Source organism: Paenibacillus sp. F411 (assembly GCF_017582705.1).
GTDB classification, from domain to species: Bacteria; Bacillota; Bacilli; order Paenibacillales; family Paenibacillaceae; genus Paenibacillus_AQ; species Paenibacillus_AQ algicola.
Genome location: NZ_JAGFIP010000017.1, coordinates 74,036 through 95,849, shown reverse-complemented (window position 1 = coordinate 95,849; position 21,814 = coordinate 74,036). Strand labels below are relative to the sequence as shown.

At 53.4% G+C, this 21,814-nt stretch carries 20 protein-coding genes; 17 read left to right on the top strand and 3 right to left on the bottom strand.

Going from position 1 to position 21,814, the window contains the following annotated elements; genetic code table 11:
• Positions 1–14: 14 nt before the first annotated feature.
• Positions 15–932 carry an AraC family transcriptional regulator gene (locus JJQ72_RS16585; protein WP_138227045.1) on the top strand — a complete coding sequence of 306 codons (918 nt, stop codon included), beginning with the start codon at positions 15–17 and terminating at the stop codon, positions 930–932.
• A gap of 32 nt (positions 933–964) precedes the next feature.
• Here the strand turns inward: JJQ72_RS16585 and JJQ72_RS16580 are convergent, their stop codons facing one another.
• A complete protein-coding gene (locus tag JJQ72_RS16580) occupies positions 965–1,963 on the bottom strand; it encodes a LacI family DNA-binding transcriptional regulator (protein WP_208204347.1) in 999 nt (332 codons plus the stop codon).
• 123 nt (positions 1,964–2,086) lie between these two features.
• Here JJQ72_RS16580 and JJQ72_RS16575 point away from each other — a divergent pair, with 123 nt between their 5' ends.
• The 3 genes from JJQ72_RS16575 to JJQ72_RS16565 all read left to right on the top strand — a co-directional run bounded on the left by JJQ72_RS16575 (position 2,087) and on the right by JJQ72_RS16565 (position 6,854).
• Positions 2,087–3,469: an FAD-dependent oxidoreductase gene (locus JJQ72_RS16575; RefSeq protein ID WP_138227043.1), complete on the top strand. Its 1,383-nt coding sequence runs from the start codon at positions 2,087–2,089 to the stop codon at positions 3,467–3,469.
• Positions 3,470–3,475: 6 nt separating this feature from the next.
• Complete coding sequence (locus JJQ72_RS16570; protein WP_208204346.1) at positions 3,476–4,915, top strand: sulfatase-like hydrolase/transferase; 1,440 nt, start codon at positions 3,476–3,478, stop codon at positions 4,913–4,915.
• Positions 4,916–5,159: 244 nt separating this feature from the next.
• Positions 5,160–6,854, top strand: a complete 1,695-nt coding sequence (locus JJQ72_RS16565; RefSeq protein ID WP_138227041.1) for a M3 family oligoendopeptidase — start codon at positions 5,160–5,162, stop codon at positions 6,852–6,854.
• Between the two features lie 142 nt (positions 6,855–6,996).
• On the opposite strand, the gene JJQ72_RS16560 is transcribed toward JJQ72_RS16565, so the two are convergent.
• On the bottom strand, positions 6,997–8,547 hold the full coding sequence (locus JJQ72_RS16560) for a DHA2 family efflux MFS transporter permease subunit (protein WP_138227040.1): 1,551 nt from the start codon (positions 8,545–8,547) through the stop codon (positions 6,997–6,999).
• Between the two features lie 210 nt (positions 8,548–8,757).
• Between JJQ72_RS16560 and JJQ72_RS16555 the strand changes: the two genes are divergently transcribed.
• From JJQ72_RS16555 to JJQ72_RS16500, 12 genes are all read left to right on the top strand, one after another.
• Entirely contained in the window at positions 8,758–9,408 is a 651-nt protein-coding gene (locus JJQ72_RS16555) for a TetR/AcrR family transcriptional regulator (RefSeq protein WP_138227039.1), read from the top strand.
• A gap of 153 nt (positions 9,409–9,561) precedes the next feature.
• The gene (locus JJQ72_RS16550) at positions 9,562–10,095 is read left to right on the top strand and encodes a DUF2179 domain-containing protein (protein ID WP_138227038.1); all 534 of its coding nucleotides are present in this window, start codon (positions 9,562–9,564) and stop codon (positions 10,093–10,095) included.
• A 39-nt stretch (positions 10,096–10,134) separates the two neighbouring features.
• Complete coding sequence (gene rnhA, locus JJQ72_RS16545) at positions 10,135–10,797, top strand: ribonuclease H (protein ID WP_138227037.1); 663 nt, start codon at positions 10,135–10,137, stop codon at positions 10,795–10,797.
• A 111-nt stretch (positions 10,798–10,908) separates the two neighbouring features.
• Positions 10,909–11,574, top strand: coding sequence for a deoxyribose-phosphate aldolase (deoC, locus tag JJQ72_RS16540; protein WP_208204345.1), 666 nt, complete (start codon positions 10,909–10,911; stop codon positions 11,572–11,574).
• Between the two features lie 32 nt (positions 11,575–11,606).
• Positions 11,607–11,999, top strand: coding sequence for a cytidine deaminase (locus JJQ72_RS16535; protein WP_138227035.1), 393 nt, complete (start codon positions 11,607–11,609; stop codon positions 11,997–11,999).
• Positions 12,000–12,015: 16 nt separating this feature from the next.
• Positions 12,016–12,723, top strand: a complete 708-nt coding sequence (deoD, locus tag JJQ72_RS16530) for a purine-nucleoside phosphorylase (protein WP_208204344.1) — start codon at positions 12,016–12,018, stop codon at positions 12,721–12,723.
• A 33-nt stretch (positions 12,724–12,756) separates the two neighbouring features.
• Positions 12,757–14,058, top strand: coding sequence for a pyrimidine-nucleoside phosphorylase (locus JJQ72_RS16525; protein WP_138227033.1), 1,302 nt, complete (start codon positions 12,757–12,759; stop codon positions 14,056–14,058).
• Between the two features lie 425 nt (positions 14,059–14,483).
• A complete protein-coding gene (melA, locus tag JJQ72_RS16520; RefSeq protein WP_138227032.1) occupies positions 14,484–15,782 on the top strand; it encodes an alpha-glucosidase/alpha-galactosidase in 1,299 nt (432 codons plus the stop codon).
• Positions 15,783–16,086: 304 nt separating this feature from the next.
• Entirely contained in the window at positions 16,087–16,875 is a 789-nt protein-coding gene (locus JJQ72_RS16515) for a TerC family protein (protein WP_138227884.1), read from the top strand.
• Between the two features lie 104 nt (positions 16,876–16,979).
• Positions 16,980–17,729: a type I methionyl aminopeptidase gene (gene map / locus JJQ72_RS16510; protein WP_208204343.1), complete on the top strand. Its 750-nt coding sequence runs from the start codon at positions 16,980–16,982 to the stop codon at positions 17,727–17,729.
• 70 nt (positions 17,730–17,799) lie between these two features.
• On the top strand, positions 17,800–18,606 hold the full coding sequence (gene thiD, locus JJQ72_RS16505; RefSeq protein ID WP_138227030.1) for a bifunctional hydroxymethylpyrimidine kinase/phosphomethylpyrimidine kinase: 807 nt from the start codon (positions 17,800–17,802) through the stop codon (positions 18,604–18,606).
• Positions 18,607–18,806: 200 nt separating this feature from the next.
• On the top strand, positions 18,807–19,457 hold the full coding sequence (locus JJQ72_RS16500; protein WP_138227029.1) for a YqaA family protein: 651 nt from the start codon (positions 18,807–18,809) through the stop codon (positions 19,455–19,457).
• Between the two features lie 346 nt (positions 19,458–19,803).
• Here JJQ72_RS16500 and JJQ72_RS16495 read toward each other — a convergent pair whose 3' ends face one another.
• A complete protein-coding gene (locus JJQ72_RS16495; protein ID WP_208204342.1) occupies positions 19,804–20,424 on the bottom strand; it encodes a hypothetical protein in 621 nt (206 codons plus the stop codon).
• A 300-nt stretch (positions 20,425–20,724) separates the two neighbouring features.
• Between JJQ72_RS16495 and JJQ72_RS16490 the strand changes: the two genes are divergently transcribed.
• Positions 20,725–21,807 (top strand): ATP-binding protein, encoded by a 1,083-nt coding sequence (locus tag JJQ72_RS16490; RefSeq protein WP_208204341.1) that lies wholly within the window; start codon positions 20,725–20,727, stop codon positions 21,805–21,807.
• Positions 21,808–21,814: the final 7 nt, after the last annotated feature.

Sequence of the window (21,814 nt, the reverse complement as noted above, 5' to 3'; positions counted from 1 at the left end):
TGTATTGGGAGTGTATGATGGGAAACAACCGACTTCAGACCATTGACTTTATTACGATGCCTTTTCGCTCCAGTATTATGGCAAAGGCTGATCTTTCGTACAGCGGCTACTTCCATTATCATCAGGGGGTGGAGCTGCTCTATATCCATGAGGGAAGCGGGACGCTGGTGCTGGACCAGCAGGTGCACACCATGAAGCCTGGCGATCTGTATATTTTTCAGCCGTTTCAGCTGCATCATGTCAAAGCCGATGTTGGCGAAGAAACGCCGTATGTCCGCTCCAGAATTCAGTTCGAGCCGCAGGTATTTCAGCGATATTTTGAGCCCTTTGAGCAGCTGATGGAGGTCTATCAGCATCTATGGAAGGGAGCGATGCAAAAACAGGTGTTCCGCCTCATGCCGCAGCATGCTCCGATCGAGACGCTGCTGCAGTACTATGGCACAGCGTCTATGCTGCCGGGACACGAGCGGGGGCGCATGGAGCGGTTTGCGACGCTCCTGCAGCAGCTGCTGCTGGCGGTTCAGGGGCAGCTGCAGGATGTGCTGCCGCAGCCAGGCTTTGCCGCTACGCGGAGCCTGACCCATTCCGAGGCAGTGCTGCAATGGGTCGAGCAGCATTACGCGGAGCCGTATCGACTGGAGGTGCTGGCGGAGGAGCTTCATATATCCAAGTACCATCTGCTGCACACCTTCAAGCGGGAGACCGGCAGCACGATCACGGACTACATTCAGGTGAGAAGGATGAAGGAGGCCTGCCAGCTGCTCGGCAGCAGCTCTTTGCCGGTCGCAGACATCGGCACACAGGTGGGTTGGCCGGTGGCGTCACATTTTGTACAGCGGTTCAAGAAGTGGACCGGTGTGACGCCCCATCAGTACCGCAAGCGTCAGCGCAGAGCTATGGCAGAGCTTGAAGTGAAGCCGGATCAGGCCTGAGGAAGGGAAGGGCTTAAGCGGGCCCGGGACGCCTAGATCTCGGCAATCGTGCTTCCTTCCATAAAGGAGCCGGTAATCCGGGAATGCATGACCGGCTGATGGGGATGTGCAATTCTCCACAGCATGCGGTCTGCGGCCTCAAATCCGGTTTCCTTGATGAGCAGCTGCGGACGGCTGAGCAAGGGAAGGCCGGGAGGCTGCTCATTGACGAGCGCCGCCATGGAGCAATCCTTCGGGATGCTTACCCCGGCACCCGTAAGGGCTTCGTAAATCCGGCTGCAATCCTCGTCAATCCCGCACAGCACGGCCGTCGGCCGGAAGCGGCGGTAGCTGTCCAGAAAGGCCTCTGCTGAAGTGTGCATGAGCGGCAAGCCCCGGTCATTCATGGCTTCATCGAACGCCTGCCGCCGGAGCACATACCCCCGCTGCGAATGTGCATCTCCGACATAGAGGATAGAGCGGTGGCCCCCGGCATATAAAGCGTCCACTGCCTGATAGATCGCCTCCTGCACATCCCACACTACACTATCGACCTGCGAAAGCGGCTTCGGATAGTTAATGAGCGTCTTGGCGAGCGGCAGTGACAGTAGCTTGTTCTCGATCAGGCTAGAGCGGATTCGCGGCGCGATCAGGAGTCCGTCGGCATGCAAAATGTTGTGCTGCTGGACCCACTCCTGAAATTGCGGGTCGGTCCAGTCCTCATCCAGCACATACCGCTCCAGCTGATGATCAAACTGTCCAAAGCGCTCCTCCAGCCCGTCGGTCAGCAGCCGGTTATAGTTCAGGGACTGGTGCGATTGAACAAAAATAAAGCGAAGGCGTATGGATGGATACGGTGCAATGCCCTGCCTTGCCATTTCCCGGGCCTGTGCGGTCGACAAATAGCCGCGGACGTAAGCCGCGCGCAAAATCCGCCCCCGCGTTTCCTCCGACATGCCGGGCCGTCCCCGCAGGGCCTTGGAAATCGTCTGAACCGAGATGCCAAGCTCCAAGGATAAATCCTCCAGTGTGGCTGCTTTTCTTCTCCCCATAGCCGGTTGAGTCGCCTCCTTATGTACAGTCATTCTTCTTATCTTAAACAAAAATGAAACTATATTAAAGTGCGTTCCCTGCCTATAATGAGACTCAGATCAATCGGAAGGAGCGACAACACCATGAAACATAGTAAGCTTCAAAGAATGGATGCAGATATTGTCGTCTGCGGCGGAGGTCCCGCAGGCATTAACGCAGCGCTGGCTGCCGGCCGCAGCGGAGCCAAGACGATTCTGATTGAAAGGTACGGCTTTCTCGGCGGCATGTCCACGATTGCACTGGTCTATCCGTGGATGACGTTCCACACGACAGAGGGCAAGCAGGTCATCGGCGGCATCGCTCAGGAAATTGTAGACCGGCTGCAGGCAGCGGGCGCTTCCCCGGGCCATGTTCGGGACACCGTTGGCTTTGTAAATACGATTACTCCATATGATCCGGAATATTATAAGATTCTTATGTTTGATATGCTCCGTGAAGCAGGCGTTACCGTCCTGCTGCACAGCTTTATGGATGAGGTTCATACCGTGGATGACGTGATCGAGTCCATTGAGGTGACGACCAAGTCAGGGCGCTTCAACATCTATGCCAAGCAGTTTGTAGATACGACGGGAGATGCGGATCTGGCGTTCCTGTCCGGGGCACCGTGCCTGCAGGGCCGGGAAGGCGATAAGCAGACCCAGCCGATGACGATGAAATTCCGGATGCGCGGCGTCGATCTGGATGAGGTCAAGCAGTACATGATCGACCATCCGGACGAATTCTACAAAAAGACTCCGTTTGACGAGTTAGAGGAGCTGCCATTATCGGGAGTGCTGGGCTACTACAAGCACTGGAAGGAAGCTGACCTGCCGATCAACCGGGATCAGGTGCTCTTCTTTACCGGTCCGGGACCCGACGAGGTACTGGTAAATACGACCCGCGTACAAGGTCTGGACGGAACCAATGTTCAGGATCTGACAGAAGCCGAGGTGCTGGGCCGCAAGCAGGTCAAAATGGTATCCGATTTCATGAGAGATTGTCTGCCGGGCTTCCAGAACGCTTCCCTGTCCTCTGTAGGCACCCAGATCGGGATTCGGGAAACGCGCCGTATTGACGGTCAGTACGCGCTGCAGGTGCAGGATGTGCTGCAGGGTAAGCCATTCCCGGACTGCATCGCGCGCAGCGGGTACCCGATTGACATTCATGACCCGACAGGCAAAGGTGTGGAAGCAGCCTGGGTCGAGGGAGACGGAGCGTATGACATTCCTTACCGCTGTCTGCTGCCTCAAAAGATCAACAACCTGCTCGTCGCCGGACGCTGTATCTCGACAACGCATGAAACTCTGGCCACGACCCGCCTGACGCCAAGCTGTATGGCAACAGGACAAGCTGCGGGCGCTGCGGCAGGACTGTCGGTCAAGCACAGCATTGCTCCGAGCGAGGTTAATATTGAGGAGCTTCAAGCCGTACTGCGCAGTCAGGGTGCAATGCTGGACCGCGATGACAGCCTGGAGGAAGGAGTCTGAGCCAAGATGAGCAGGAAGCCGAATATTTTACTGATTACGACGGATCAGCAGCGGGCGGACTGCCTCGGTATTGAGAAGTCTGCACATCCGGTCATGACGCCGCATCTGGATCAGCTTGCTGACGAAGGTGTGCGCTTCTCCCGGGCTTATAGTGACTGTCCGCTGTGTATTCCTTCCCGCACGACGATTATGACAGGGAAAGCAGCCTACGAGCACGGGGTGGATACGAACGGAGAATTCCGTATTCCCGAGGAGCGGGAGCATACGCTGCCGGGGCGTCTGACCTCGATAGGATACCAGACCCATGCGGCCGGCAAAATGCATTTCTATCCTCCGCGCAACCGCAACGGATTTGAACGCATGCGCCTTCTTCCGGAGGATTATGTCAATGATCTGGAGCGCACGGAATATAAAGGCATGTACCGGGGACATGGACTCGGAGGCAATGAGGTCTATCCTGTATTCAGCGCTGTTCCGATTCAGCATACGTCCACGCACTGGACGGTTTCGGAATCCATTGATTTTCTGAGACAGCGGGACGGAGAATCGCCCTTCTTCATGTGGACCAGCTTTGAAGCGCCGCATCCGCCGTTCGATCCGCCAGAGCAGTTTGTGTCACTGTACCGGGATCTGCCGATATCAAAGCCGCTGGCGGGAGCATGGACCGGAGAAGGTGAGCCGGAATGGGTGCACCACCGCCGCTTGTCCCGCAAGCTGGACCGGCTGAATGATGAGGTCATTCTGGCTGCACGCAAGCATTATTATGCGATGATTACGCATATTGACTACGAGCTGGGACGTTTGTTCGGAGAGCTGAAGCAGCAAGGACTGTGGGATAATACGATCATCGTCTTTGCCTCCGACCACGGCGAAATGCTGGGAGACCATGGCTTGTTCCACAAGTCCTGCTTCTACGACCCTTCCGCGCGGGTTCCGCTGATCATCAAGCCAGGCGGCGACGTCAAGCTTCCGCTTGGACCGGGCAGTGTCTGCGACCGTCCGGTCATGCTGGCCGATCTGTATCCGACTCTGACCCAGCTGGCAGGCTGCAGTGTGGAGACGGATCGGGATCAACGGGCTGGACGCTCTCTGATCGAAGCGATGAAGGACCCGAACGGGGAAAGAGTCCTGCTTGGTTACATCCAGGATGAAGGCGGATTGTATATGAGTACGGATGGGAAATGGAAGTATGTATACTACGCCCAGGATGCCAGAGAGCAGCTGTTTCATCTGGAGAGTGATCCGTACGAGATGCAGGATCTTGCGCCGGAGCCGGAGCATGCTGAGCGGCTTGCGCATTACCGCAGCCTGCTTTCCGAGCGCTTTCCGGACACCGCTGCGGCTGAAGGCCGCAAAGGTCAGTCATCCGAGGATGACGAGCGGAAGCACCGCCAGAAGAATCCTTTCGCTTGGCGGGGACCGATTCGCTACGGCGGCCACTGGTAAGATCATTGTAGAATTCGGCTACTCAGCCATAGCTGCATAAATATTTAACACCATAAACCGTTTCTCGGATAAGAGAAGGGCGCTGCCGCCTGGACTCTGACGAGGGGCGGTTTTTTGGTCTGTGTTTTATTTTTCAGCGGCTTTGACCGTCCTTTATGAATATCCCTGAAAATTTATGGTATTTAACTCCCTGTAAATTTAGTATAATAAAGCTACTTTAAGAGCAGAAAGGTTGGGTTATTTCATGAAATTTACGGAGTATCCGTATGAACGCCCGGACATCAAGGTAATTGAACAGCGGTTTAAAGAACTGCTGCAGCAGTTTGACGGGGCTGCAACGTTTGAAGAGCAGGATCAAGCGATGGCTGAGATCAACAAGCTTCGCCAGCATGTGGAAACCCAGAGCACCCTGGTCAGCATTCGCCATTCTGTAGATACCAATGATGAATTTTACAAGCAAGAGCAGGATTACATGGATGAAACAGAGCCGGTTTATCAGGAGTACATAACCGATTACTATCGTTCGCTGACGAAATCCCGGTTCCGGGAGCAGCTGGAGCAGAAGTGGGGCCGGCAGCTGTTCGCCCTGGCTGAGCTGTCGCTGCAAACCTTCAGTCCCGACATCATTCAGGATTTGCAGCTGGAGAACAAGCTGTCCACCGAATATGCCCAGCTGATCGCTTCGGCCAAAATTCCGTTTAATGGCGAGGAGCTGACGCTGTCTCAGCTGACACCTTATGAGCTGTCTACAGACCGCGAGATGCGCCAATCCGCGTTTGAGGCTCGTTACCAATTTATGGCGGAGCATGAAGCGGAATTTGACCGCATTTATGACGAGCTGGTGAAGGTACGGGACAAGATGGCCAAGAAGCTTGGCTTTCAAAATTTTGTGGAGATGGGCTATGCCCGTATGGCACGGACGGATTATAATGCCGAGATGGTGGATAACTTCCGCAAGCAGGTGCAGGAATATATTGTACCGATCGCTACCCGGTTAAGAGAGCGGCAGTCACGCCGGATTGGTGTGGAGGAGCTGCTCTTCTACGATGAGGGCTTCAGCTTTAAATCCGGTAATGCAGCGCCGAAGGGTGATGCGGAATGGATTGTCGAGAACGGAAAGAAGATGTACAGCGAGCTGTCGCCGGAAATGAATGAATTTTTTAATTTTATGATTGATAACAACCTGATGGATCTCGTCAGCAAAAAAGGAAAGCAGGGCGGAGGCTACTGTACGTACATTCCGGAGCACCGTGCCCCGTTTATTTTCTCCAATTTCAATGGCACCTCCGGTGACATTGACGTGCTGACCCACGAAGCCGGGCACGCCTTCCAGGTGTACGAAAGCCGCAGCTTCCAGGTGCCGGAATATAATTTCCCGACCTATGAAGCCTGTGAGATTCATTCCATGAGCATGGAGTTCTTCACCTGGCCATGGATGGAGCTGTTCTTTCAGGAAGACAGTGATAAATATAAATTCAACCATCTGGCGGACGGGCTGCTGTTCCTTCCTTATGGCGTGGCTGTGGATGAATTCCAGCACTATGTATATCTTAACCCGGAGGCTAGCCCGGCAGAGCGCAAGTCGGCTTGGCGCGAGATCGAGCGTAAATATATGCCGCACCGGAACTATGCCGGAAATGCTTATCTGGAGCAGGGCGGCTTCTGGCATAAGCAGAGCCATATTTTCAGAACGCCGTTTTACTATATCGACTACACGCTGGCACAAATCTGTGCATTCCAGTTCTGGGTGCGCCTGCATGAGAACTATGAAGCCGCTTGGGCTGATTATTTGAAGCTGTGTCAAGTGGGCGGAAGCCGATCCTTCGTGGAGCTGGTCAAGTACGCGGGCCTGAGATCGCCATTTGAGGATGGCTGTGTGGCATCGGTAGTGGATCAGATTGAGGCTTGGCTGAACAGTGTGGACGACCAGGCATTGTAACCCTGACAAGACGTAGCCTGGTGCTGCTTGTGAGCTGTTGCGCTCCTTGCTTTTTCTAAGATAAATCTAATAAAGAAGCTGCCCCTGAAGATGAAGATCTTCAAGGAGCAGCTTCTATTTATGAATGCGGGGTAAGCACAGGTCAGGCCCGTTTAACTTGCGGTGTGCGGGCTGCGGGCGCGGTCTCGGGATTCTTGTCCTTGGACGGGGATGTCCGCTTAATAAAGAGTGACAGCAGCAGCGCGGCAAGAAGCAGCACGACGGAAACCATAAAAGAATCGTTAATGCCGTGAACCGTCGCCTGAGGCGTTACCTCGGCAGCAAGCTGCTGCAGCTGTTCTCCGGTAGGCTGAGCCGGAAGACCGGCTGCCGCCTCAGAAACCATGCTCTCTACATACGATTTCGTGCGGGTCGTCATGATCGTGACGAGCAGCGAGGTGCCGATGGCTCCGGACACCTGGGAGAGGGTGCTGTTCATTGCCGTGCCGTGAGGCGTATAGCGCATCGGCAGCTGATTCAGCCCGTTTGTCATAATGGGCATCATAACCATCGACATCCCGAACATCCGCAGTGTATAAATGACGATCAGCGTAGAGTACGCCGTGGACAGCGTCAGCTGGCTGAACATGTAGCTCGTAACTACGGAGATCGCAAGGCCGGTAAAAACGAGCAGCTTCGCTCCGAATTTATCAAACAGCTTGCCGGTAATGGGAGACATAATCCCCATGACGATGGCGCCGGGCAGCAGCAGCAGGCCGGAGTCCAGCGGTGAAATACCGCGGATGGTCTGCAGGTAGATCGGCATGAGCAGCATCGCTGAGAACATGGCCATATTCATCATGATCGAAATGACGGACGACAAGGCAAACATTGGATACCGGTAGACCCTGAAATCGAGCATTGGCTTCTCCAGCTTGAACTGGCGGACAATAAATAGAAGCAGGCCGATGAAGCCGGCAGCAAGCGTATAGTACACGATGATATTGTCCCAGCCGCCCAGATCGGTGTTGCCGGCTGTACTGAAGCCGTATAGAATGCCGCCAAAGCCAATGCTGGATAAAGCGATGGAGAGGGAATCCAGGTGAATAGCCACACTCTCTTTATGGTCCCGCAGCTTGATGAAGCCGAACAGAAGCACGAGCAGTGCAATCGGCCAGATCAGGTGGAACAGCATATCCCAGCGGTCATAGCGCTCGATAATAAAGCCGGACAGCGTGGGGCCGATGGCCGGGGCAAAGATCATCACGAGCCCGAACATGCCCATGGCACCGCCGCGTTTTTCCACGGGGAAGCTGGTGAGCATGACGTTCATGAGCAGGGGCATCATAATGGCCGAGCCGGAGGCCTGAATCATTCGTCCCGTGAGCAGAATGCCAAAGCTGGGGGCAAAGCCGCCCAGCATCGTCCCGAGCGTGAACAGGGTCATGGCGGTCAGGAACAATCCCCGGACCGAGAACCGCTGGATGAGAAAAGCGGTGGTAGGGATCATAATGCCATTGACCAGCATATATCCGGTCGTCAGCCACTGTACCGTAGACGGGCTGGACAGCTCGAAATAATTCATGATCGACGGCAGGGCGATATTTAGCAGCGTATTGCTCAGCAGGGAGACAAAGGCGCCTGCCAGCAAAATACCAATGATCAGATAAACAGACCTTGGAATCGCCGGTGTCTGTTTATGGGTGTCTTCCATGATACTTCCTCCAGTCCTTGAATAACGTACTCTTTGACAAAAAAATAATAAACAAACTGTTTATTATTGATCGTGGAGTCTATTATAATATACCCATATTGCAATGCAACCGACAATATCAGTGCATCTGTCATGTTATGGACACGACACCCGCTTTTGTCTAATAAAGGGGCCTTAGAGTATATTAAAATGTTGACATAAGGGGGAGCTATGAAAGAGCCTGGACTGGATCGGAGAATTGTGAAGACGAAGAAAGCGCTTCGTGACGCCCTGACTTCTTTAATGAAAGAGAAAACGTTCGATGAAATCACGGTGCTGGATCTGACGACAAGGGCAGATATTAACCGGGGTACGTTTTACCTCCATTATCGGGACAAGTATGATTTGCTTCAGCAAAGCGAGGAGGAGATTCTGAACGGAGTGCTCAAAATCCGTAGCGAGAAGAAGAAGCGGATTACGAAGGAAGAGCTGCCGAATTTCGACTATATGAACAAGCCGCTGCCGCTGGTAGAGGAGCTGTTCAAATATTTGCAGGAGAATGGAGAGTTTGTAGCGCTGCTGCTGGGTCCCGGCGGTAATCCGGCGTTTCATGTCAAGCTGAAGGAGATTATGCAGCGCACCATGGCTCAGAGTGTTCTGTCCCGGCTGGCAGAAGATCGGGAGGAGCTGATTGTACCCATGGAATACTTGTCAGCTTATGCAATCTCCGCGCAGCTCGGGGTGATCCAGCACTGGCTTCATGAAGGCATGAAGGAATCGCCACGGCAGGTGTCGTTGATCTTGTCGCGCCTGATCTTCAGCAATCCGTTTACCTTGTATAAGGATCAGGCCCCCGAGAAGAGGAAGAAGCCGGGGGATTGAGGGTCAACAACCTTCCTGCACGGGGTAATGATGAGCATGGTCTTCGTCCGCTTGTGGATGACTGAAATGGTATGCTCCCGTCCACACTAAAGGCTGAAGGCTGACCATTCGGCATAGCAAAAAGCAAAATAAAAAAGGAGATGATGGTATTACATGACGATATCTATTGGGCTGATCGCTTCCATCATCGGAATTAATGTAGTGTATGTGTCTATTTTTACGCTTCGTCTGATTTTGATGATCAAAAACCGCAGAGCGCTCGCCTCCTTCTTGTCGATGGCGGAGGTGTTCGTCTATCTGATGGGTCTGAATCTGGTGCTGCAGAACCTGGACAATCCGTTTAATATGGCGGCGTACTGTCTCGGCTTCGGTCTCGGGGTATATCTGGGCAGCCGGATCGAGGAGTACCTGGCGCTGGGATATCTGGTCGTTCAGGTCATTGTGGATTCGCTGGAGCTGGATCTGGCCGCTGAGCTGCGGGACAAGGGCTATGGGGTCACCTCCTGGACGGCGGACGGCAAGGAGGGCAAGCGGCTGGTGCTGCAGGTGCTGGTGAAGCGCAGCAATGAGCGGCGGCTGATGGATACCCTCAAGAAGCTGTCTCCGCATGCGTTTATTATTTCCCACGAGCCCAAGAATTTTAAAGGCGGCTTCTGGGTCAAGCTAACGGAAGGCCGGCGCTTCTAAGAAGGAGCGCTGCGGCAAGAGTGGAGAGGATGAAGTAACGTGGCGAAGGGGAAATTTTATGTTGTCTGGGTGGGAGCGAGGCCCGGTATTTATACCAGCTGGGCTGAATGTCAGCAGCAGGTGAATCATTCGGCGGGTGCGAAGTACAAGGCGTTCGCCACCCGCGCTGAAGCAGAGCAGGCTTATGCCGCCGGATGGAAGGGCTATTGGGGACAGTCCGGCAGTGCACCGAAGAAGAAAGCAGCGGAATCCGGGAAAAAGGGGACCGAAGGCTCGCCGCCTGGCAGCCTGGAGGAGATTGACTATGACAGCATCTCGGTGGATGTGGGCACCCGTGGGAATCCGGGACCGGTGGAGTACAAAGGAGTGGACACCCGGACGGGCAGCATCATCTTCTCAAAGGGACCTATTGCAAAGGGAACGAATAATCTGGGGGAGTTCCTGGCCATCGTCCACGCGCTGGCCTATCTTCATCAGCTGGGGGACAGCCGGAGTATCTACAGCGATTCCGCGAATGCGCTGAAGTGGGTCAAGCAGAAGAAGGTGTCCTCCACCCTGCCGCGCGATTCCTCCACCACGGAAATCTGGGAGCTGATCGACCGCGCGGAAGCCTGGCTGAGGACGCATACGTACAGCAATAAGGTGCTGAAATGGCAGACCCGGGAGTGGGGCGAAATCAAAGCAGACTACGGAAGAAAGTAAGGGCAGCCGTTCCTCTGGAGCAAGTTGTACATAGACCGGGGAGTATGTTATGATTTTCGCGAATTTTGGAGACAAGTGAAACTTTAAAAATAGATAAGGAGTGGGTTCCCCATGAATTTGGCCAGCATGATTGATCATACCGCATTGAAGGCGGATACCGTTCAAGCAGACATTATGAAACTGGCAGAGGAGGCGAAGCAATACGGCTTTGCTTCTGTCTGCGTGAATCCGGCCTGGGTCAAGGTGGCAGCGGAGGAGTTGAAGGGTAGTGAGGTCAAGGTATGCACCGTCATCGGATTTCCGCTCGGGTCGTCGACCTCCGCAGTTAAGGCTTTTGAGACTGCGACAGCGATTGAGGAAGGGGCAGCCGAAGTGGATATGGTGCTCAATATCGGCGCTCTGAAGTCGGGCCACAAGGAGCTGGTGCTTCAGGATATTCAGGCCGTCGTCAATGCGGCTGCAGGCCGGGCGCTGGTGAAGGTCATTATTGAAACCTGCCTGCTGAGTGAAGAAGAAAAGGTCATGGCGTGTGAGCTGGCCGTGCAAGGAGGCGCTGATTTCGTCAAGACCTCCACGGGCTTCTCTACCGGAGGCGCAACCGTAGAGGATGTGTCCTTGATGCGCAGAACGGTTGGGGACCGAGTCGGTGTGAAGGCCTCCGGCGGCGTTCGCAGCCTGGCTGATATGCAGGCCATGATTCAGGCAGGGGCAACGCGGATCGGCGCCAGCTCCGGCGTTAAGATTATGGAAGGCGAGCAGTCAGAAGGCAATTATTAATCCTGCTGTAATGCTGTGAAGGAGGGGAAAGAATGAACCGAGAAGAGCTGATTCGGCAAGCATTGGAGGCCCGCAAGCAGGCTTATGTGCCGTATTCTCAATTTCGTGTTGGTGCAGCCGTGCTGGCCGGCGGAAAGGTATACCAGGGCTGTAATGTAGAAAACGCAGCCTACGGCTTAACGAACTGTGCTGAACGGACCGCCATATTCAAGATGGTTTCCGAAGGCCATCAGAAGATTGAGGCCATTGCCGTCGTAGCCGATACAGAAGGCCCCGTGTCTCCCTGCGGCGCATGCCGTCAGGTGCTTGCAGAGTTTTGTGACCCGGATACGGTCATCTATTTGAGCAACCTGCACGGTAATACAGAGGAGTGGACGATGGAGCGTCTGCTGCCAGGTGCATTTAGTGCCAAGGATATGGAATAAGGAAGGAGAAGGAGCTATGAGTACTCATATTGGAGCGAAACCGGGCGACATTGCAGAATCTATTCTGCTGCCGGGAGATCCCCTGCGGGCCCAGTTTATTGCCAAGACCTATCTGGAGGATGTTGTCTGTTATAACGAGGTTCGCGGCATGCTCGGCTTTACAGGAACCTATAAAGGCAAGCGTGTATCGGTTCAAGGGACCGGTATGGGAGTGCCATCCATCGGCATCTATGTGAATGAGCTGATCTCTGAATACGGCGTCAAGAACCTGTTCCGCGTCGGTACCTGCGGTGCGATGCAGGAGGATGTCCGGGTCCGTGACGTCATCCTCGCCCAAGCGGCTTGCACCGATTCCGGTATGAACCGGCATCATTTTCAAGGCTATGACTATTCTCCGATTGCGAGCTTCCCGCTGCTGAAGTCTGCCTACGACCGGGGTATTGAGAAGGGGCTGCAGCTTCGTGTAGGGAATGTCTTCACATCGGATATCTTTTATCGTGAGGACAAAAGCGCCGTGCAGAAGCTGATGGATCATGGCGTGCTTGCAGTAGAAATGGAAACGACAGCGCTCTATACGATCGCTGCGCGTAAAGGCGTGCAGGCGCTGACCATTCTGACGGTCAGTGATCATCTGCTGACAGGTGAGGAGACCAGTGCTGAAGAGCGCCAGTCCACCTTCAATGACATGATGGAGGTTGCGCTGGACACAGCCGTGACCGTTTAACCCCCAGACATCAAGCGGTGAGGAGTGTACGCGATGAGAATGGTTGATATAATCGCCAGGAAGCGTGACGGCAAGGAGCTGACCTCTGAAGAGATTCAGTTTTTTATTGAGGGGTATACGCAAGGAAAGATTCCGGATTACCAGGCCAGTGCGCTGGCTATGGCCATTTATTTTCAGGATATGAGTGAGCAGGAGCGGGCTGACCTGACCATGGCAATGGTGAATTCGGGCGAGACGATTGATCTCTCTGCCATTGAAGGGATCAAGGTAGATAAGCACTCCACAGGCGGTGTCGGCGATACGACGACTCTCGTGCTGGCTCCGCTCGTGGCCGCTCTGGATGTTCCGGTTGCCAAAATGTCCGGTCGCGGTCTGGGACATACCGGCGGCACGATTGATAAGCTGGAATCCATTGCAGGCTTCGACGTCGAGATCAGCAAGGAGCAGTTTGTAGATCTGGTTAATCGTCAGAAGATTGCGGTCATTGGACAGACCGGCAATTTGACGCCGGCGGACAAGAAGCTGTATGCGCTGCGCGATGTAACGGCTACGGTCAACTCCATTCCGTTGATTGCCAGCTCGATTATGAGCAAGAAGATCGCAGCAGGCTCTGACGCCATTGTGCTGGATGTGAAGACCGGTGCAGGTGCATTTATGAAGACTCCGGAGGATGCCCGCGAGCTTGCTCAGGCTATGGTACGCATCGGAAACCGTGTCGGGCGCAAGACGATGGCAGTGATCTCGGATATGAGCCAGCCGCTGGGCCAGGCAATCGGTAATGCCCTGGAGGTGCAGGAGGCGATAGATACGCTGCGCGGTCGGGGACCGAAGGATCTGGAGGAGCTGTGTCTCGCTCTAGGCCGGCAAATGGTGTTTTTGGCTGGCAAGGCGTCCTCTCTGGAGGAAGCGGAGGAGAAGCTGCGAGAGGCTATAAGTAACGGCAAAGCACTGCAGAAGTTTAAGGAATTCATAGCCAATCAGGGTGGAGATGCCTCCGTTGTTGATCATCCGGAGCGGCTGCCGCAGGCCCCATTCCACATCGAGGTGCCGGCGAGAGCATCCGGCAAGGTGACAGAGATGGTGGCTGACGAAATCGGCACGGCAGCGATGCTGCTGGGAGCGGGACGTGCAACCAAGGAATCTGAGATTGACTTGGCGGTAGGCCTGATGCTGAACAAGAAGATCGGAGATACGGTGAAGCAGGGCGAGTCACTGGCCACCATCCATGCGAACACGGAGCAGGTGGACGACGTGATTCAGAAGCTCTACGCCAGTATTACGATTGCAGCAGAGGGAAAGGCTCCGGCACTGGTGCTGGATATCGTGACGGGTTAAGCATTATAAATAAGAGGCTTCCTCCATATGCTGGGCTGGCTTTACCGCCGCTATTTTGCCAAGCAGGGAGGGGGCTTTTTTTGTATAAATTATCTGGATTGGTCATATTTCAGGTCAGGGCCTCATAGATTGCTAATGGGGAAACGACTGGGCTGTAAAAGAACCCGGGAGAGAAGAGCCGTCTGGAAGAGCCATCCTTAGGAAACAAGGAGGCGGACGGTATGACTTTGGATCAGCTGATTGCATTGCTGGCACTCATTGTGATGATCATCGGACTGGCAGTAAACAAAGGGAAGTCTTAAGGGACAGAGCACCGTTGAAAGTGGGATTATGACATGCAGAACAGAGTTTGCGCCATGGTGAAGTGACCGCCTTTCGCAGTATAGTTAAAGCAAATAAAAGCGCTGTCACAGGAGGAACCAAGCATGTCAAAAATTACTTTTATCGGTGCGGGCAGCACCGTGTTCGTTAAGAATATTCTGGGTGACGTTCTGACAACCCCTGCACTGCAGGGCTTCGAGCTGGCTCTGTATGATATCGACGAGGAGCGTCTTCGCGACTCGGAGCGTCTGCTTGAGAGCATCAAGAACACCCTGGGAAGCACCTGCACCGTCAAGGCTTACCTGGACCGCAAGCAAGCACTCAGCGGTGCCAAGTACGTCATTAATGCCATCCAGGTTGGCGGCTATGATCCTTGTACAATTACGGACTTTGAGATTCCGAAGAAATACGGCCTGCGTCAAACGATTGCAGATACGCTGGGCATTGGCGGAATTTTCCGGAACCTGCGCACCATCCCGGTGATGCTGGATTTCGCCCGTGATATCCAGGAGGTATGCCCGGACGCCCTGTTCCTGAATTACACCAATCCTATGTCCGTGCTGACAAGCGTAATGAACACTGCTGGCGGTGTAAACACCGTAGGTCTGTGCCATAGTGTTCAGGTCTGTGTGTCCCGTCTGTTTAAAGCGCTGGATATGGACGCTACCGGTGTTCAATCCAAAATTGCCGGCATCAACCATATGGCATGGCTGCTGGAGGTTAAGAAGGACGGAGTTGACCTGTATCCGGAGATCAAGCGCCGCGCTGCCGAGAAGCAGAAGGAAAAGCATGAGGATATGGTCCGCTTCGAGCTGATGCAGAAGTTTGGATATTATGTAACAGAATCCTCCGAGCATAACGCAGAATACCATCCATACTTCATCAAGCGCAATTACCCGGAGCTGATCGAAAGATTCAACATTCCGCTTGACGAGTATCCGCGCCGCTGTGTGGACCAGATCAACGGCTGGAAGGATATGCGCGAGAAGCTGTTCGCGAGCGAAAGCATCGAGCACGAGCGTTCCTACGAGTACGCATCGTTCATTATGGAAGCGATCGAAACGAATGTTCCGTTCAAAATCGGCGGCAACGTCATGAACACCGGCCTGATTACAAACCTGCCGAAGGAAGCCTGTGTCGAGGTTCCGTGCCTGGTGGATGCTTCCGGCGTAACGCCGACCTACGTAGGCGATTTGCCGCCGCAGCTGGCTGCGCTGAACCGCACAAACATCAATACACAGCTGCTGACGATTGAAGCGGCATTGACCGGACGTAAGGAGCATATCTACCATGCTGCAATGCTGGATCCGCATACGGCAGCAGAGCTGTCGATGGACGATATCACGGCACTGTGTGACGATCTGATCGAGGCTCATGGCGACTGGCTTCCAAAGTTCAAATAAGTAATAGGAAAAATATCTCTTTGCTCCTCCATGGAGCCATGCTATAATGCTTGTAATTCGTAAAGGGGAGTAGCTCTAGCAATAAAGTCGTCATTCCGTGACACCTCCGGTGTCTCCGGCTTTATTGGCAGCATTACGCTGTAAGCGAGACCTTTGCCGATATTCATCGGTAAAGGTCTTTTTCCCTTCATCTATTTGTGGGTAAATACCTTTACCGCCGGATTTTTCGGGGTAAGGGTATTTTTTATATCGCCATAAGGTACCCTGAACAATACGGATCACTAACCGGAAGGGAACGATGGATGTGGACACGGGATTGTTATTAGAGTATGGATGGGTATTGCTGGTGTTGATTGGCCTGGAGGGCATTCTGGCGGCGGATAATGCGCTTGTTATGTCGATCATGGTCAAGCATTTGCCGGAGGAGAAGCGCAAGAAGGCGCTGTTTTACGGCCTGGCAGGTGCGTTTGTATTTCGGTTTGTTTCCTTATTCATTATTTCTTATCTGGCGGATGTCTGGTATGTCCAGGCACTGGGCGCCGTCTACCTGCTGTATATCAGCATTAACCACATCGTGAAGCAGCTATTTGTCAAAAAGAAGGTCCACGAGCAGAAGGCAGCCAACAAAGAGGAGAATTTCTGGGTCACGGTGCTTAAAGTGGAGCTGGCGGACATCGCGTTTGCTGTCGATGCGATTCTGGCGGCTGTAGCGCTGGCATTGACGCTTCCGGCGACCGGACTTCCGGCGATTGGCGGAATGGACGGAGGGCAGTTCCTGGTGATCTTGACCGGCGGAATCATCGGCTTGATTATTATGCGGTTTGCAGCTTCCAAATTCGTCAATTTGCTGGTTCGGAAGCCGGGTCTTGAAACAGCCGCGTTTCTGATCGTGGGCTGGGTCGGCATCAAGCTGGCCATCTACACACTGGCTCACCCCGAGATTGGCATCATTGACAAGAGCTTTCCGAAAAGCACGGGCTGGAAGCTGATCTTCTGGGGCGTTCTGATTCTGATTGCGGTTCTCGGCTGGTTCCTCTCCAAGGACAAATCGGAAATGACCGACGCGGAGAAAAAAGAGCTCATGCATGAATAAGCCTTCGTTGTTGCTGAATGGGCCTCATCTTGTGTTCGCAGCCTGCCAAGAGTAGAATAAAATGATTACGGGTATGCTGGATGAGTGAATAAAGGAGCGCTATCATGATTATTATCAAAACGGAAGATGAAATTGCAAAGATGAAGAAAGCCGGCGAGCTGCTGGCGGAGTGCCACCGTCAGATCGGGGCGATGATCAAGCCGGGGGTTACGACGGCAGAGATTGATCGTTTCGTTGAGAAATTCCTGCAGCAGAACGGGGCTCACCCGGAGCAAAAAGGCTACCATGGCTATCCTTATGCAACCTGTGCATCGGTGAACGATGTCATCTGCCACGGCTTTCCTAAGGAGGAGCCGCTGCACGACGGAGATATTGTCACCATTGATATGGTCGTTCGTCTGGACGGCTGGCTTGCGGATTCCGCCTGGTCTTATCCGGTAGGCACCATTTCACAGGAAGCTGCACATTTGCTGGAGGTCACTCGCAAATCGCTGTATCTGGGCATTGAGCAGGCAGTGGTCGGCAACCGCATCGGCGATATCTCACACGCGATTCAGCAATATGCCGAAGGGGAGAACCTCTCGGTTGTCCGTCATTTTGTCGGCCATGCGATCGGCCAGCAAATGCACGAGGAGCCGCAGGTTCCGCATTATGGACCTCCGCACCGTGGACCGCGCCTGAAGGAAGGCATGGTCATTACGATCGAGCCAATGCTCAATATCGGCACCTTCAACGTCAAGATTGATGAGGACGGCTGGACAGCCCGGACGGCGGATGGCAAGCTTTCGGCACAATATGAGCACACAATTGCCATCACCAAGAACGGGCCTGTGATTTTGACCGAACAGCAGTAATTGTAAGAATTCACCCTGTCCCGTATAATAGAGAAGTCATTTTTGTATACAGGAAGGGATATGGTTCATCATGACAGTAAAGAAAGCACTCACGGTCGCAGGCTCGGATACTAGCGGCGGCGCCGGAATTCAGGCCGATCTCAAGACTTTTCAGGAATTCGACGTCTACGGTATGACGGCTCTGACCACCATCGTGTGCATGGAGCCGGGAACGTGGAATCATCAGGTATTTCCGGTGGATCTGCACATTCTGGAGACGCAGCTGAAGACCGTCATTGAAGGCATCGGCTTTGACGCAATGAAAACCGGCATGCTGGGCTCGGTGGATATGATTGAGCTGGTGTCGAAATATATAGATCAGTACAGCCTGACCTCGGTCGTGATTGACCCGGTTATGGTATGTAAAGGTACCGATGAGGTTCTGCAGCCAGAGAATACGGAAGCCATGATTGAGTTTCTCCTTCCCCGGGCAGATCTCGTCACGCCGAATCTGTTCGAAGCCTCCCAGCTCGCTAAATCCGGTCCGATTCGGACGGTAGAGCAGATGCAGGAAGCCGCGGCCATCATTCATGACAAGGGCGCGAAGCATGTGCTGATCAAGGACAGAGGCCGGATTGTAGAGGGCAAAGCGATGGACCTGCTGTATGACGGCAAGGAATATCAGTGGTTCCAGTCGCCAGCCATAGAGACGGCATACACACACGGTGCAGGCTGCACCTCCTCCGCTGCGGTGACGGCGAATCTGGCTCATGGACATTCCATGGCCGATTCCATTGCACGCGCCAAGGCGTTCGTAACGGAAGCGATTGCCAACGGATTTCAGCTGAATGAATTTGTTGGGCCGACGCGCCATTCGGCACATCGCACACAGCGTTAATCAACCTGCTCGCCTTTAGGCGGCCAGACAGACAGGGGCTGTCTCTTTAGATCTTCGGATCTTGAGGGACAGTCCTTTTTGCTAATAAATTCGACAATTAATCTTAAATCCGAACGGTTTTCCGGTTTTTTGCAGGGGGGAATGTGATATACTCAATGAGTAAGGGTCTGGTAAGGCAGAAAATGTTTAGGGGTTGAGTTATGTTTCAGGACGTAATGGATTTTTTGATGAAGTTTGGTCCATGGGGGTTATTTATTCATTCCTTCCTTGATGCGGTTATATTTCCGGTTCCCGCGTTTTTTCTGCAGGTATCCCTTAGTATACTTCATCCATCGTCAGCCCTGTGGCTGGCTACGGCCGGCTTTATCGGCTGTCTGCTGGGAACGCCCGTCGGCTATCTCATCGGCAAGCTGCTCGGTAAATCGGTGCTTTACAAGATTCTGAAGAAAGAATGGATTGACGCGGCCACGGATCGTTTTCAGAAAAGTGGGGAAGCGGCCATTCTGGTAGGCTCCTTTACGCCCATTCCCTTTAAAGTGTTTACGATTTTGTCCGGATGCTTGAATTTTCCACTGTGGCGCCTGATGGCGTACGCCGCTCTGGGGAGAGCGACTAAATTCTACGTCGTCGGAATCCTGTTCTATTATTACGGGAGAAGCGCCGAGAATATGGTGGAGAATGTATCCTTGTATATTTTTGTTATCGCTGTGCCGCTGCTCCTGCTTGTTATGTTTCTGGTTCGCAGACGTAAAAGAAAGCGGGAAGCAGCCCGCCTGGAAGCAGCCCGCCTGGAGGCGGAGCAGCAGTCTGCAATGAAGGTGCTTCCGGAGACTCAAACCCCCTCGGCGTAGCCGGGGGATTACGGCACCCGGAAACCGTATGATGGAGGCCATCCTCACAAGATCCAGGATCTTGCGAAGGTGGCCTCGTTTATTGTTGTGAGAGGCTCCGCGTACGAAACGTTCCTCCCCTTGCTCAAGAGATCCCAACAAACAGATAACAATAAGAAACCGCTCTTTGTTAAATGGAAGTGACGAAGCCACCATTTAAAAAGGAGCGGTTTCATGTGTACATACACTTAGACGTGAGAAAGGTACGTGCTGTCAATTCCAAGGGTGAGTGAGCCGGACTGTTTCAAGCGCTCTCATTGGGGTATTGATTAAGGGGAGAGGACCCGGCTCAGTCCTCGAATCATCTTCAACCGGCGCCTACTTGCAGGCGCTTGGCCGGCTCTCCAGGCTCAGAGGAGATATAAGCCGGTGCAGGGTACGGCAGTGATTCTGCCGGGAAACGGTCCAGGTAGTGGTCCAGCGATCCCTGATAGATCTCCTCCAGCTGCTCGGAGTGGGAGAAATCACAGGGAGTAACCAGATGAGGCGGCTTGCCTACAGGATGCAGGCCTGCCTGCTCCAGAATGCTGGCCACAAAATAAGAGCAGAAATACGCATCCGCCCGGTCAATGCGGACCCGGAACAGCATCCCCATCATGCCCAGCAGATCGTATTTATAGCGATCCCGATCGTTCATCATCTGCTGAACCTGATGAACCATAAGCTTATACTTATCATGGCTGACTTCCATCCGATAAATCGCGCAATGGGAGGCGTAGAAGAAAGGGGCCCGCAGATTCTCGCGGACCAGTCCGCCGCTGAATGGATTGCTGACATCCTTTCGGCCGAAGCTGTAAACCTCCTGCAGCTGGCCGTCAAATGAAATGGATGCATGGTTGAGCGGGGCGTTCGTAAAGCATTGTATAATCCGGCTTAACCAGGTTCCCGTGCCTGTAAGCACGATCCAAATATGTTGTTTTGTATCCATACTCGCAGACTCCTTTTAACGGTGGTGCTTGTTGATACAGCATGCTGCCCGTGCGTTCTTCCTCCACAATAAACGAAATCCCCAGGTTGTTCAAGGTAAAATAAACCCATTTTTTTCAAATCGGTCTCTAGACGTAGCTCTTCTCCGCCTGCCGCCGCAGGGGATGTGACAGCATCTCTGAGAATATGACAGCATCAGATAGGAACTGGTTGAATTCACCAACATAGAAGGAAAAACACCACGCTGCCTCGAATTTATGTAGAATGATTGTACAACGCAAGAATGGAGGAGCGTCGGGCTATGGCAGATGATGAACGTCTATGGAATAGGATGCTGCTGCATGCAATGGAAAGCTCGCCGATCGGTAGTGCATTTCTCAAGCCGGATGGCCGCATACAATATATGAATGGCTCTGCTTGCGCCATGCTGGGCTATGAACCCGAGGAGTTGATGAATCGTCCTTATGGGGACGTATTTCATCCAGAGGATGCTTTTATTAACCCAGTAAACAGGGCGGAATGGACTCGAAAAGGCCAGGGAAGCTTCGAAACTGAAATTCGGCTGCTGCATAAGCACGGCCATATTATCTGGGTGTCTGTGTCATGGTCTGCCATGATGAGTGAAGAGGAGCTTCCGGCTGGCTATGTCGTACATATCCAGGACCTCACCGAGCAGAAAAGAGCGAGTGATTATGCGGAGTCGATGATGATTCAGTCGGACAAGCTTTCCATCGCGGGACAGCTGGCTGCCGGTATTGCGCATGAGATCCGCAACCCTATGACCTCGATCAAGGGCTTTATCCAGCTGCTGCGCAGCGGCTTTGGAAGTAAAGAGCAGTATTATGAAATTATTTCTTCCGAGATCGAACGCATCGAGCTGATCCTTGGAGAACTGCTCATCCTGGCTAAGCCCCAGGGCATCAAGTTCGAGCGAAGGAACATTCGGGTGCTACTCAGCCAGGTGATTACGTTACTGAATACGCAGGCCATACTGAATAACGTCGAGATTCAAACGGATTTTCGGGATCAGGACATGGATGTAGAGTGCGATGAGAACCAAATGAAGCAGGTGTTTATTAATTTTATCAAGAACGCAGTTGAGGCGATGCCGGGCGGGGGGATGATCACAATCTCTACCCGCAGCCTGGAGGGTGAGCTGTTGATCGACATTACCGATGAGGGAAGCGGCATGCCGGAGGATATTTTGTCCCGTTTGGGAGAGCCGTTCTACACGACGAAGGAGAAGGGAACGGGGCTCGGGTTTATGATCAGCAAGAAGATGATTGAAGAGCACCGGGGAACGGTTGAGGTCAAGAGCAAGCCGGAGCAGGGCACAACGGTCCGGGTGATGCTGCCCGCAGTCTATAATGCTGCCGCGATTTAAAGAGTTC

Excerpts from the sequence above, each read along its gene's own strand:
- melA (WP_138227032.1), top strand. The coding sequence starts at position 14,484 with ATGTCAAAAATTACTTTTATCGGTGCGGGCAGCACCGTGTTCGTTAAG.
- map (WP_208204343.1), top strand. The coding sequence starts at position 16,980 with ATGATTATTATCAAAACGGAAGATGAAATTGCAAAGATGAAGAAAGCC.
- JJQ72_RS16565 (WP_138227041.1), top strand. The coding sequence starts at position 5,160 with ATGAAATTTACGGAGTATCCGTATGAACGCCCGGACATCAAGGTAATT.
- deoD (WP_208204344.1), top strand. The coding sequence starts at position 12,016 with ATGAGTACTCATATTGGAGCGAAACCGGGCGACATTGCAGAATCTATT.
- JJQ72_RS16570 (WP_208204346.1), top strand. The coding sequence starts at position 3,476 with ATGAGCAGGAAGCCGAATATTTTACTGATTACGACGGATCAGCAGCGG.
- JJQ72_RS16495 (WP_208204342.1), bottom strand. The coding sequence starts at position 20,424 with ATGGATACAAAACAACATATTTGGATCGTGCTTACAGGCACGGGAACC.
- JJQ72_RS16575 (WP_138227043.1), top strand. The coding sequence starts at position 2,087 with ATGAAACATAGTAAGCTTCAAAGAATGGATGCAGATATTGTCGTCTGC.
- JJQ72_RS16500 (WP_138227029.1), top strand. The coding sequence starts at position 18,807 with ATGTTTCAGGACGTAATGGATTTTTTGATGAAGTTTGGTCCATGGGGG.
- JJQ72_RS16535 (WP_138227035.1), top strand. The coding sequence starts at position 11,607 with ATGAACCGAGAAGAGCTGATTCGGCAAGCATTGGAGGCCCGCAAGCAG.
- JJQ72_RS16550 (WP_138227038.1), top strand. The coding sequence starts at position 9,562 with ATGACGATATCTATTGGGCTGATCGCTTCCATCATCGGAATTAATGTA.
- JJQ72_RS16580 (WP_208204347.1), bottom strand. The coding sequence starts at position 1,963 with ATGGGGAGAAGAAAAGCAGCCACACTGGAGGATTTATCCTTGGAGCTT.
- JJQ72_RS16555 (WP_138227039.1), top strand. The coding sequence starts at position 8,758 with ATGAAAGAGCCTGGACTGGATCGGAGAATTGTGAAGACGAAGAAAGCG.
- JJQ72_RS16525 (WP_138227033.1), top strand. The coding sequence starts at position 12,757 with ATGAGAATGGTTGATATAATCGCCAGGAAGCGTGACGGCAAGGAGCTG.
- JJQ72_RS16490 (WP_208204341.1), top strand. The coding sequence starts at position 20,725 with ATGGCAGATGATGAACGTCTATGGAATAGGATGCTGCTGCATGCAATG.
- JJQ72_RS16560 (WP_138227040.1), bottom strand. The coding sequence starts at position 8,547 with ATGGAAGACACCCATAAACAGACACCGGCGATTCCAAGGTCTGTTTAT.
- JJQ72_RS16585 (WP_138227045.1), top strand. The coding sequence starts at position 15 with ATGATGGGAAACAACCGACTTCAGACCATTGACTTTATTACGATGCCT.
- deoC (WP_208204345.1), top strand. The coding sequence starts at position 10,909 with ATGAATTTGGCCAGCATGATTGATCATACCGCATTGAAGGCGGATACC.
- thiD (WP_138227030.1), top strand. The coding sequence starts at position 17,800 with ATGACAGTAAAGAAAGCACTCACGGTCGCAGGCTCGGATACTAGCGGC.